A 12,699-nucleotide genomic window follows, 5' to 3' on the forward strand; every position below is an offset into this window, starting at 1 on the left:
GTTAAAAAAAACTAGTAATTGTAACGCAAAGTACGCAAAGAAACGCAAAGTTTTTTTGAGCAAATCTTCGATTGAAGTTCGCAAAGCTTGGTGTAGACAAAGCTTTGCGAACTTAATATTTAGATATAGTTTGTGCTTCAATAAAAATGTCTTAGCGTTCTTTGCGTTTAAAAAAAAACTAGTAATTGTAGCGCAAAGTACGCAAAGATTTACGCAAAGAAGCGCAAAGTTTTTTTGAGCAAATCTTCGATTGAAGTTCGCAAAGCTTGATGTGCACAAATCTTTGCGAACTTAATATTTAGGTATTGGTTACGCTTCAATAAAAATACCTTCGCGTACTTTGCGTAAATCTTTGCGTGCTTTGCGGTAAAAAACATTTGCGCTAAAAAAAATGAGCCAAAAATTAATTTGACTCATTCAGAATTGTGTATTTTATAATTATACCAACTGTTTCAAAGCAATTTCAAAAGCAGTTGCACTGATATTTGTTTTTGATGCACTTAAAGCATGCGCTTTTACAATTGCATTTTTGATTGTTTCTGAAGTATCATTAAAAATAGCCTCATCTGTCATTTGAACTTTTTTCTCCATGAAATAAGCAAAAACTCTCGCCATTCCGCAGTTTGAAATAAAGTCAGGAATCAAACTCACTTTTTGGTCTACTTGCTCCATAATAGAACCGAAGAAAATTTCTTTATCAGCAAAAGGAACATTCGCACCACATGAAATCACTTCCAATCCGTTTGCGATTAAGCTGTCGATTTGAGCCTGAGTAACCAATCTTGAAGCGGCGCAAGGAGTAAAAATTTCTGCTCCAATTGTCCAGATTTTAGAATTGATTTCTTCAAACGGAATCATATTGTCAGCGACTAATTTATTTCCGTCTTTGTTTAAAAACAACGTTTTGATTTCTTCAAAAGAAAAACCATCTTCTTTAATCAATCCGCCATCGCGGTCAATAATTCCGATCACTTTTGCTCCCATTTCAGCCAAATAAAAAGCTGCTGCAGAACCTACGTTTCCAAAACCTTGCACGATTGCTTTTTTACCTTTAATGTCTCCGCCATAAGTTGTGTAGAAATGACGAACTGCTTCTGCAACACCAAAACCAGTAATCATATCGGCAACAGTATATTTTCTGGTTACGTCTGGTGAGAATTTTGGGTTTTCAATAACCTTAATCACACCTTGACGCAATTGTCCAATTCTATTAATTTTATCAGCTTCAGTCGGTTTGAAATGTCCATTGAAAACACCTTCCTGTGGATGCCAAACACCACATTCTTCTGTCATCGGGATAACTTCGTGAATCTCATCAACATTTAAATCTCCTCCAGTTCCATAGTAACTTTTCAATAAAGGAGAAACCGCTTTGTACCAACGTTGTAAAACTCCTTTTTTACGTGGATCATTTGGGTCAAAATTTATTCCAGATTTAGCCCCGCCAATAGCTGGGCCTGAAACAGAGAATTTAACTTCCATGGTTTTTGCCAAAGACAAAACTTCGTTCATGTCTAGACCTTTTCTCATTCTTGTTCCTCCACCCGCAGCTCCTCCGCGAAGTGAATTAATTACAGTCCACCCTTCGGCTTCTGTTTCTGAATCTTTCCAATTGAAAACAATTTCAGGTGCTTTGTTTTCAAATTGTTGTAATAAATCTTTCATTTTGTTGTGATATGTTTATTTTGCGTAAATGTATAAAATAGAATAATGCGAATAATGTATTTCGCATCAAATTTATAAAACAAAAAAGAAAAGCCGAAAACTATTTGGTTTTCGGCTTTCTATATATTCAAAAAATTAAGAATTATTGTCCTAATAAATGTTTTTTCAAAGTTTCGTCAACTGGTTTGTCAGAAAGCCAGATTCCGAATAATGCTTTTTTGAAATCAAATCCTGCAATTTTTCCTTTCAAGACTTCATTTTTAGAAACATATACATTTTGATCCAATGGATTATAAGCTAATATAAACACATCTTTTTCTGTAATGACATCACTTAAAAAACTTTTTAACTGCTCAATTCTTGTACGTAACTCTTGAAGATTTGCTCCAGCAGATTTTTCAAAACCTGTATTCATGGCTTTTGTCAATTTGTTTGAAGAAACCATAGAAGAGGTAATTTCAATTCGAATGGCCATTTCAGTATCACTGTCAATAATGAATTGCGGATCCTGGGTTAATTGAGATAAGTATAATGCCTGAACGTAAACTTCCAACCACATTTTTGATCTTCCACCCGCGCCGTTAAGTTGTAAAGTTTTGCCTTGAAATTCTATTTTTCTAGGAACTGTTACACCATTAACATCGATTTGAGTTTGTGCAGAAACAGTAGAAAATTGTAAACTTAAGAGGAGTGTTAGTACTAGTAAAATCTTTTTCATGTTCTATCAATTTTTTATTTTTTGGGCAAAAATAATGTTAATTTATCAATATTTAATTGATTCAGGAGCTGTTTTTTTCTTCAAAAAACTAATGTTTTATTTTTGTATTGTATTAATAATCAAATTAGTAAGACTTGTTTTACGTAGATTTACGTGTTTTAAGAATTGTTTAAGTATAACTCTTTGAAGATTCATCAAAAAACGTAATTTTTTGAGCTTTAAAAACGAAAAAATATCTTTTGGATTTTAAAGAATTTCTTGAAGGATTAATGTTCATTTCAATAAAAACCTAAATAATTACGAAAACGTTATCGTAATCTTTGCTGATCTATTAATTTTATATGCGCGCATTGTAAATTACACTTTTAAAAAGTATCTTTGAAAGCCTTTGAACTGAAAAGTAAGGAACTGAAAAAAACACAAAAACATAAAAAACCATCAGCTAAAATTTTGTTTTGAAATTTGGTTGTAAAAACATTAAAAGTATACTACTATGGATTTTAATCTTACCGAAGAACATTTAATGATTCAACAGGCAGCAAGAGATTTTGCTCAAAATGAATTATTGCCGGGAGTTATTGAACGCGACGAAAAACAAATTTTTCCAACTGAGCAAGTCAAAAAAATGGGTGAGCTTGGTTTTATGGGAATGATGGTCGATCCTAAATACGGAGGAAGCGGTCTTGATGCAATTTCGTATGTTATTGCAATGGAAGAAATTTCTAAAGTAGATGCCTCTGCTTCTGTAGTAATGTCTGTAAACAATTCTTTGGTTTGCTGGGGATTGCAGGAATATGGAACTGAAGAACAAAAACAAAAATATTTACCAGGTTTAGCATCTGGAGAAATTCACGGTGCTTTTTGCTTGAGCGAACCTGAGGCAGGAAGTGATGCTACTTCTCAAAAAACAACTGCGGTTGATATGGGAGACCATTATTTAGTTAATGGTACAAAAAACTGGATAACAAACGGAAATACGGCTTCGGTATATTTAGTAATTGCACAAACGCATCCCGAATTAAAGCATAAAGGAATCAATGCTTTGATTATGACGAAAGATATGCCAGGTTTTTCAGTTGGCCCGAAAGAACAAAAAATGGGAATTCGTGGTTCTGATACACATTCTTTAATGTTTTCTGATGTGAAAGTTCCAAAAGAAAACAGAATTGGCGAAGATGGTTTCGGATTTAAATTTGCGATGAAAACCTTAGCAGGTGGTAGAATCGGAATTGCATCTCAAGCTTTGGGAATTGCATCAGGAGCTTATGAATTGGCTTTGAAATATTCTAAAGAACGTAAAGCGTTCGGAACTGAAATCTGCAACCATCAAGCAATCGCATTTAAATTGGCGGATATGGCTGTAAATATCGAAGCGGCGCGTCATTTATGTATGAAAGCAGCTTGGGATAAAGATCAACATAAAAATTATGATGTGAGTGGTGCAATGGCGAAACTTTTTGCCTCGCAGGTTGCAATGGACACTTCTGTTGAAGCTGTTCAAATTCACGGAGGAAACGGATATGTAAAAGAATATCATGTAGAGCGTTTAATGCGCGATGCAAAAATCACTCAGATTTACGAAGGAACTTCTGAAATTCAGAAAATCGTAATTTCAAGAGCTGTTATCGCTGGATAAAATTAGGTTACCAATAGATTTGAAACCCTTTCGACTTATAGTTTGGAAGGGTTTTTTTATGAATATTCTATTACTTTTCATAAGTTTATACTTTTAAGGAGATTTTCCTTCTTAGATTCATTACTAAAATCAATTCATTATGAAAAAACTATACTTTTTACTTCCCGTTCTTTTCTTTGCTTGTAAATCGAGTACTTCTAGCGTGCCATCAAAAGATTCAAGTTCAAAACCAATTGAAGTTACTTATAAAGTCAATGAGGCTGAGATTTCAGATTTCTTAAAAACACTTTCTTCTGATGAAATGGAAGGACGTGAAACGGGAACTAAAGGAATTGAAAAAGCAGCTGTTTTTTTAGAAGATTTTCTGAAAAAGAATAACATCAAACCTTATTTTAAAACGTATCGCGATACATTGACAAATTTCAAATCTCCAGCTTTTAATATTGTTGGAGTGATAGAAGGAACAGATCCTGAATTGAAAAAAGAGTTTGTGGTTTTAAGCGCACATTACGATCATATCGGAATTGAGAAAAAAGATCAGGCTGATAAAATTAATAACGGCGCAAATGATGATGCTTCTGGTGTAACGTCTATTGCTGCAATGGCAAAGTATTTTAGTGAAACTAAATCAAATAAACGCAGTATCTTAATTGTGTTTTTTGCTGGAGAAGAAAAAGGTTTACTGGGTTCAAAAAGTTTAGTTCAGAAATTGAAAGACCAAAATTTCAATCTGTATACACAATTAAACATCGAAATGATTGGCGTACCAATGAAGAGAGATTATCTAGCTTACATTACAGGTTTTGATAAATCGAATATGGCTTCTAAAATAAACGAATATACAGGGAAAAACACTATCGGATTTTTACCAAAAGAAGCAGAATATCAATTGTTTTACAGATCTGATAATTATTCGTTTTACGATGTTTTCAAAAAACCATGTCAATCGTTAAGTACTTTCGACTTTGAAAATTTCGATTTTTATCATCATGTTTCAGATGAATTCAAATTGATGGATATTCCTCATATCACTGCTTTTACTCAGGAATTACTGCCTGCTGTTACCAAGATAGCAGTTTCGCCAACGCAGGAAATTACGATGAATAAATAAGAGGTCATTTTATCCCATTTGATTATTTTTGTTGAATGAAAAATATTATCGTTACAGGAACAAGCAGAGGAATAGGCTATGAATTGGCTTTGAAATTTGCTGACGCAGGCCATCAGGTTTTGGCAATCTCCAGAAAAATTCCTCAATCATTATTACAACATCAAAATGTAACTTGTCTTTCTGTTGATTTGGCAGATGAAAATGCTTTGGGACAGGTGGAAAGTTTTCTTTCTTCAACTTGGAAAAAAGTAGATGCAGTGGTTCATAATGCTGGTGCTTTACTTTTAAAACCTTTTGCAGAAACTACTCAAGCAGATTTTGAAAGTATTTACAAAGTAAATGTTTTTGCCGTTGCTAATTTAACTCGTATTTGTATTCCATACTTGGAAAAAGGAAGTCATGTTGTAACAATTAGTTCAATTGGTGGCGTTCGCGGAAGCTTGAAATTTGCAGGATTAGCAGCTTACAGTTCAAGTAAAGGTGCTGTGATTACTTTGACAGAATTGTTGGCAGAAGAATATAAAGAAAAAGGAATTTCGTTTAATGTCTTAGCTTTGGGTTCTGTTCAAACCGAAATGCTGAATGAAGCTTTCCCAGGTTATCAAGCGCCAATTTCTGCTGAAGGAATGGCAACTTACATTTATGATTTTACACTTAACGGAAATAAATATTTTAACGGAAAAGTTTTAGAAGTTTCTTCGACTAATCCGTAGATAAATTCCAATATTAAAAATTCCAAATTCCAGATTGTTCCAAAAGACGTTGAACTTTTAACAAATAACATTTAACCAAAATTGAGCGAAACTTTAGCAAAATATATTCCTGAACATGCGGTAAAACCCGTTTTCGATTTGATAGTGGCCAATCAAGTGCACCTGAAAATCGTAAACGAGCGTCAGACGCGTCATGGCGATTATAGACGCGGACCAAGTGGAAAACATGAAATTACGGTTAATGCTAGTTTGAATAAGTACCGATTTTTGATAACGCTCATTCATGAAATTGCCCATTTGGTTGCTTTTGAAAAATTTGGGCGAAATATAAAACCTCATGGAAACGAATGGAAATATACTTTTCAACGTTTGATGGTACCTTTTATAAGACCAGAAATATTTCCAGGACAGATTTTACCTTTATTGGCGAGACATTTCAAGAATCCGTCCGCAAGTAGTGATACTGATACAACTTTATCTTTAGCTTTAAAGCAGTATGATAAGGAAAACGATAAAAACTATGTTTTTGAAATCCCTTACGGAAGTATTTTCAGAATCAAAAACGGTAAAGTATTCAAGAAGCTGGCTGTTCGGACCAAACGCTTTGAATGCATCGAAATAAGTTCAGGAAAGACCTATCTTTTCAATCCAAATGCTGAAGTAGAATTGATTAATGTTCAATAAAAAAAATCCAAATTCCAAAGTTGAAACAATTGGAATTTGGATTTTTTTTAGAAGTTTAATGTTTAAATTGGCTTATATTCAATGAGTTAATTTGTCTTTGGGAAAATGGTTTTTATGAAAAAAATATTACTTTCATTTTTTTTACTGATTATATTGGTAAGCTGTAGAAAAGATCCTGTAATGATTAAATCTGGAATTGAGACGAGAGTTTTTGGAAAACTAACGGATTTTCACGATGAGCCAATTTCTAATTTAAAAATTAAAGTAGCAGAATTTAAGGCTACAAATAGTGGTGGTCTTTTTATGTCTGTTGAAAATCTTGAATTTGTAGATTGGATCGATTCGACTTATACGAATACCGATGGTCGTTATGATTTTGTTTTCAAAACAACTGGTAATGGCAATTTTTATAGACTTTTTTTTGGTGAAAGAACCAAAGAAAATGAGCCACAGATTATATGGGATCCGTTTTATGTTGATATTACAAACGGTGCACATGATATGAAATATATTGGTAAAGAATTTGAGTTTAATACCATTAATTTGGTTGAGTTGTATCCTTGCCAAGTGACTTTAAAAGTCAATAATCTTGAAACATTTCCTATGACACTTTCTCATAGTTTGACTTATTTTTTCAATTTGAAGAATATAGAAACTAACGGAACTTCTATACATACTATATATATTAATAAATATAATGATCAGACCCTTACTGTTTTAAGGCGTAAAAATGGAATTTCACAGCAAGCCCTTTATAAATTTCCTGCAAGTAATACAGAAGGAATTACTTATCAAACAATAACAGTTGAAGAAGCTGATTTTAAAGATGTAAAATAACATTTCACAACAAAAAAAATCCCAAATTCCAATGGTAAAATTTGGAATTTGGGATTTTTATATTGGAATTTCAAAAGGATTTTTAACCTTTCAAATAAGCTTCTCTTACTTTTTTAAACAAGTTAGAAGAGTAAACAAACTTCACAATGTCTTTGTTTTCCGTTCTGAAAATTTCTTCTTTATTTCCCTGCCACGCTTTTAATCCTTTCTTTAAGAAAACAATATTTTCACCGATTTCCATAACTGAGTTCATATCGTGCGTATTAATTACAGTTGTGATATTATATTCTCTCGTAATTTCCTGAATCAAATTGTCAATCAAAGTGGAAGTGTTCGGATCAAGACCAGAGTTTGGTTCATCACAAAACAAATACTTTGGATTGTTTACAATCGCACGAGCGATAGCCACACGCTTCTGCATACCTCCTGAAATCTCTGAAGGTAATTTTTTATGCGCTTCGACTAAGTTTACTCTTTCCAAAACAAAATCAACACGTTCTTTGATTTGTGCTTTGGTATTATTGGTGAACATTTTGAGCGGGAAAGCAACATTTTCTTCAACAGTCATAGAATCAAACAATGCGCTTCCCTGAAATACCATTCCGATTTCGGTTCTTAGTTCACGTTTTTCATCCTTATCTAAATCAGAATAAACTCTTCCGTCAAATTCGATTGTTCCTGAGTCTGGAGTATGAATTCCTAAAAGTGTTTTTAATAAAACTGTTTTTCCGGATCCACTTTGTCCTATAATTAAATTGGTTTTTCCAGTTTCAAAAACCGTCGAAACGCCTTTTAAAACCTTACTGTCACCAAATGATTTTTCTATGTTTTTTACTTCTATCATTATCCTAATAATAATTGAGTTAATATATAATTAAAAAGAATGATACAAACTGATGTCCATACAAACGAAACTGTACTTGCTTTACCAACTTCTAGCGCTCCACCTTTCATGTAATACCCATGAAAAGAAGGAATTGTTGCTAATAACATCGCAAAAATTAAGGTTTTGATAAAAGCATATGTAATATGAAAAGGAATAAATTCCATTTGAGCTCCAGCAATAAAATCTTCGCTAGTTGAAAATCCGCCATAAGCAGAAGCAAGCCAACCTCCAAAAATTCCTAAAAACATACTAATGCAGATCACGAAAGGGTACATTAATAACGCTATGATTTTTGGGAAAACAAGATAGTTTAAAGAGTTAACTCCCATAACTTCCAAAGCGTCAATTTGCTCTGTAACACGCATGGTTCCGATACTTGAAGTAATATAAGATCCCATTTTTCCGGCCATAATTACCGAAATAAAAGTAGGAGCAAACTCCAAAATTACAGATTGACGTGTAGCAAAACCAATTAAATATTTTGGGATTAAAGGATTTGTTAAGTTAAGTGCTGTTTGAATTGCTACAACTCCTCCAATGAAAAAAGAGATGAAGCAAACAATTCCAAGAGAGTCAATAATAAGATCGTCGATTTCTTTTAGGATTAGACTTTTCATAACAGGCCATTTGGTCTGTTTATTGAAAATTTCTTTCAGCATTAAAAAATATCTCCCAATTTGGGATAAATAACGAATTAGCATCATAATTTTTAAATATTGGCTAAGGTAAAAAGAAGTTATGAGTTTTGGGTTATGAGTGAAGAGTTTTCGGCTCAATTTAGAGTCAAATTAACTTTTCTTTCATTTTTTTCAAACGATAATTTCTAATAAATTTAGCTTGTTCAGGTGTGACCAATAAAGGTGTTTTGGCTTTTTTTGCTTTCCAAAAACCTTTAATATAGTCTAAAAACAAAAATGGTTTTTTCTTCATCATCGCCAACTTTGCTGATGCGATTGAGGTAATCCAGAAACCATATCCTAAAGTATAAAAAGCTTCGCCTTGTTTGTAGCGGGCTGTTTTATTGTAATTTGCACCAGTTGGTTTTAGGTGTTTTACGTGTAATGATTCGTCAGTTACGATTTTCCAATCGTAATATTTGCAAAGTAATTCGTCAACGGTATCCCAACCCATTGCAGGACGTAAGCCGCCAATTTGTTGATAGGTTTCTTTTCGATAGGCTTTTAAAGCACCGCGAATATGATCTTTATCGGTTAAGTTTTCTAAAACCCATTCACCATTTTTATCAATATAACAGAATCCGCCGACCATTCCGACTTTTGGATCAGATTCGAAATGTTTGATAATGGTTTCGAAATAGTTTGGAGGAAAAATTAGATCGCCATCGATTTTTACAATAATATCATATTCAGAATCTAAAGTTTCAAAACCTTTCTGAAAAGCCTGAATTACTTTACTTCCCGGCATGTGAATCGCATCTGAAGTTTTGTTTACAACAGAAATATACGGATTATCTTTAGCGAAGCTTAGTACAACTTCTTCTGTTTTATCAGTTGAATTGTCATTTACAACCACAACTTTTGATGGCAAAACAGTTTGAGTTACCAAAGATTGTAAAGTCAGACCAATAAGATCTTGCTCGTTGTGTGCGGGTATAACAATGTAATACTTCATATAAAAATTTTAGATTTTAAATTTTAGATTTTAGATTGGTTTTACCTGGCTCTAAAATCAGAAATCAAAAATCGTTAATCTAAAATCTACAATCTGAAATCTAAATTTTTTCAGCCACAACAATATAATATCTTGGAGTGAAATATCTTAACAAAGGTCTTAATCCAAACTTTTTTACTGGATGTGTAAATTGTAATCGGTCTGTAATTTTCCAGCCTGTTTTTTCTAAAAGCCAATCCAATTGCCAGTCTTCAAATTCGTGGTAATGTCTGTCCCACATATCGGTTTTAGAACGATATGCTGGCGAAAACCATAAACGTAACGGAATTGAAATTAGTAATTTATCACATTTTACGTTTTGCAAAATCGTGTATGGATTTAATAAATGTTCGAAAATTTCAAATGCCGTAAAAACAGTATAGTCTTCTGTTTGTAGCGCCGTATGATCGTTGTCTAAATCTTCGCCTTTAGTGTTTTTTACGGTATAGCCATTTTCTTCCATTATTTTAGAAAACGGATTTGGAACCCCAAAATCAAAAATGGTTTCTGATGTGCTAACGTGCTTTTGTAAAAATTCTAAAGTAAGTTTGAATCTTTTATTAGGAAACGTTTTTTCGTACATAGTTATGGCGAACGAATCGATTCTCGTTCTTGATTTTAATTAGGTCGCAAATATACTAAAAAAGTAATCAGTGTTCAGTTTTTAGTATTCAGTTACGATGCTAAGTTTGAAAATGAATTTCTCGTAAAGATGTTAAGTATTGCTAGAAAAAAATAAACCATATAAGTGATATAAGTTCAATTAAGTAAAAACTTAAAATATCTTATATTGCTTATATGGTTTAAAAAACTTTGCGACTTCGCTCTCGATAGCTATCGGGATTGCGAGATTATTTAGTATCGATAAACAAAAGCATTGATATTCATTCCAGCTCCAACTGAAGCAAAAATGACAACATCTCCTTTGTTGATTTCATGGTTTTCGATTTTTCCTTGTAGAATCAAATCGTATAAAGTAGGAACCGTAGCCACACTGCTGTTTCCTAAATCATGAATACTCATCGGCATAATGTCTTTTGGCGGAGTTTGTCCGTATAATTTGTAGAAACGCTCGATAATCGCTTCGTCCATTTTTTCATTAGCTTGGTGAATCAAGATTTTTTTAACCTCGCTAATGTCAATTCCACTATTATCAAGACAGCTTTTCATTGCGCACGGAACATTGCTTAAAGCAAATTCGTAAATTTTACGTCCGTACATTTTGATGTATTTAATATCTGGATCTAAATCTGGATTATATGATTTTCCGAAGAAAAGGTAATTCGCCTCGTCATTGGCAAAAGTGGCACTTTCATAAGATAATAATCCTGATTCGTCTGTAGAAGCTTCTAGAATTGAAACCCCGGCTCCATCAGAATAAATCATAGAATCACGATCGTGATCGTCTACAACTCTAGATAGGGTTTCGGCACCAATTACCATTACTCTTTTTGCCATTCCGGATTTGATGAAAGCATTGGCTTGAAGAACACCTTCAATCCAACCTGGACATCCGAAAAGAATATCGTAAGCTACACATTTTGGATTTTTTATTCCTAATTTGTTTTTAACACGAGTTGCTAAACTTGGTAAAATATCGGTTTGATGTGTTCCTACTTTTACATCACCAAAATTGTGGGCGAAAATAATGTAGTCTAAAGTTTCTGCATCGATTCCTGCATTTGCGATTGCTTTTTGAGCAGCAAAAAAGGCTAAATCTGAAGCTGTATATTGAGGTTCGGCATAACGACGGTTTTCAATTCCAGTAATACCTTTAAATTTTTTAATTACGACTTCGTTCGGGTAACCAAATGGAGTTCCATCTTCATTTAAAAAAATATGTTTGTCAAAATCTGTATTCTTAACTTCTAGGTTAGGAATGTAACTTCCAATACCAATTATTTTTATTTTCATTTTTCCCTTTAATTATCCGATAAATTTAGCGCTAATGTATAAATAATATTATGATAACTATCATAAAAAATAGTATGCACGCATATAATTATGAAATAACAATTATTTGGAAGATATATTGTGTTTCTTCTAATGATTTTTTAATATTTCCTAGATTTCAAACGATTGAAGCGGATTTTTTAATCTGGATTTTTTAGATTTTTTTCTATTTTATAAAAATAATTTCACAAAAATCTAACAAAAAGTTATGTTTTAATATATCGGAATCTTCCTTATTGTTTTGACCGCGTGAGGGATAGGAGCGAGCTACCTAAGTAGCGCGGATAGCCCGACAGCATCCTGATAAGAGGGCGAATAAGCGCAAAAGTGAACTGGCCCTCTTATCGGGATGGTGGCACGCCCAGATTATTTTTATTTTGTTTCAAGTTTCAGGTTTCACGTTATGCTAGGAACTTGAAACCTGAAATCTGAAACCAAAAAGAAACCCGACAGGTTTTTAAAATCTGTCGGGTTCTTAATATTAATAGAAAAACTAATTCTTAGTTTTCCATGTAAGCTTCAATAGGAGCACAGCTACAAACTAAATTTCTGTCACCGTAAGCATCATCAACACGACGAACAGATGGCCAGAATTTATTGTCAGCGATGTAATCTAATGGATACGCTGCTTTTTCTCTTGTATAAGGTAAATCCCAAGCATCATTAGTTAACATTGCTAATGTGTGAGGTGCATTTTTCAATACGTTGTTTTTATCGTCAGCTTTTGCTTCTTCAATTTCTTTTCTGATTGAGATAAGCGCATCACAAAAACGATCTAATTCTGCTAAATCTTCAGATTCTGTAGGCTCGATCATTAAAGTTCCA

12 protein-coding genes and 1 pseudogene are annotated in these 12,699 nt (G+C 33.1%); 5 read left to right on the forward strand and 8 right to left on the reverse strand.

Annotated features, from left to right (window positions below; translation table 11 throughout):
- Window positions 1-438: 438 nt before the first annotated feature.
- Window positions 439-1,665 carry a Glu/Leu/Phe/Val dehydrogenase dimerization domain-containing protein gene (locus tag VGE71_RS17285; protein WP_331139427.1) on the reverse strand — a complete coding sequence of 409 codons (1,227 nt, stop codon included), beginning with the start codon at window positions 1,663-1,665 and terminating at the stop codon, window positions 439-441.
- A gap of 142 nt (window positions 1,666-1,807) precedes the next feature.
- On the reverse strand, window positions 1,808-2,383 hold the full coding sequence (locus VGE71_RS17290) for a chalcone isomerase family protein (protein ID WP_331139428.1): 576 nt from the start codon (window positions 2,381-2,383) through the stop codon (window positions 1,808-1,810).
- 493 nt (window positions 2,384-2,876) lie between these two features.
- On the opposite strand from VGE71_RS17290, the gene VGE71_RS17295 reads away from it, so the two are divergent.
- The 5 genes from VGE71_RS17295 (at window position 2,877) to VGE71_RS17315 (ending at window position 7,364) form a co-directional block, all read left to right on the forward strand.
- Window positions 2,877-4,019: an acyl-CoA dehydrogenase gene (locus VGE71_RS17295; protein WP_331139429.1), complete on the forward strand. Its 1,143-nt coding sequence runs from the start codon at window positions 2,877-2,879 to the stop codon at window positions 4,017-4,019.
- Between the two features lie 139 nt (window positions 4,020-4,158).
- Window positions 4,159-5,130 (forward strand): M28 family peptidase, encoded by a 972-nt coding sequence (locus tag VGE71_RS17300; protein ID WP_331139430.1) that lies wholly within the window; start codon window positions 4,159-4,161, stop codon window positions 5,128-5,130.
- A 35-nt stretch (window positions 5,131-5,165) separates the two neighbouring features.
- Window positions 5,166-5,843 (forward strand): SDR family NAD(P)-dependent oxidoreductase, encoded by a 678-nt coding sequence (locus tag VGE71_RS17305; protein ID WP_331139431.1) that lies wholly within the window; start codon window positions 5,166-5,168, stop codon window positions 5,841-5,843.
- Between the two features lie 81 nt (window positions 5,844-5,924).
- Window positions 5,925-6,527 (forward strand): SprT-like domain-containing protein, encoded by a 603-nt coding sequence (locus VGE71_RS17310; protein ID WP_331139432.1) that lies wholly within the window; start codon window positions 5,925-5,927, stop codon window positions 6,525-6,527.
- A 114-nt stretch (window positions 6,528-6,641) separates the two neighbouring features.
- Window positions 6,642-7,364 carry a hypothetical protein gene (locus VGE71_RS17315; protein ID WP_331139433.1) on the forward strand — a complete coding sequence of 241 codons (723 nt, stop codon included), beginning with the start codon at window positions 6,642-6,644 and terminating at the stop codon, window positions 7,362-7,364.
- 82 nt (window positions 7,365-7,446) lie between these two features.
- On the opposite strand, the gene VGE71_RS17320 is transcribed toward VGE71_RS17315, so the two are convergent.
- From VGE71_RS17320 to VGE71_RS17345, 6 genes and pseudogenes are all read right to left on the reverse strand, one after another.
- Window positions 7,447-8,208, reverse strand: a complete 762-nt coding sequence (locus tag VGE71_RS17320) for an ABC transporter ATP-binding protein (RefSeq protein WP_331139434.1) — start codon at window positions 8,206-8,208, stop codon at window positions 7,447-7,449.
- Window positions 8,208-8,954 (reverse strand): ABC transporter permease, encoded by a 747-nt coding sequence (locus VGE71_RS17325; protein ID WP_331139435.1) that lies wholly within the window; start codon window positions 8,952-8,954, stop codon window positions 8,208-8,210. Before VGE71_RS17325 ends, VGE71_RS17320 begins: the two co-directional genes overlap by 1 nt.
- Before the next feature lie 79 nt (window positions 8,955-9,033).
- A complete protein-coding gene (locus VGE71_RS17330) occupies window positions 9,034-9,882 on the reverse strand; it encodes a glycosyltransferase family 2 protein (RefSeq protein ID WP_331139436.1) in 849 nt (282 codons plus the stop codon).
- A 100-nt stretch (window positions 9,883-9,982) separates the two neighbouring features.
- A complete protein-coding gene (locus VGE71_RS17335) occupies window positions 9,983-10,504 on the reverse strand; it encodes a methyltransferase (RefSeq protein ID WP_331139437.1) in 522 nt (173 codons plus the stop codon).
- Window positions 10,505-10,776: 272 nt separating this feature from the next.
- Entirely contained in the window at window positions 10,777-11,835 is a 1,059-nt protein-coding gene (locus VGE71_RS17340) for a ketoacyl-ACP synthase III (RefSeq protein WP_331139438.1), read from the reverse strand.
- Window positions 11,836-12,374: 539 nt separating this feature from the next.
- A pseudogene (locus VGE71_RS17345) lies at window positions 12,375-12,699 on the reverse strand (glycine dehydrogenase (aminomethyl-transferring)); the annotation flags it as partial.

The organism is Flavobacterium sp. (assembly GCF_036405015.1).
GTDB lineage: Bacteria > Bacteroidota > Bacteroidia > Flavobacteriales > Flavobacteriaceae > Flavobacterium.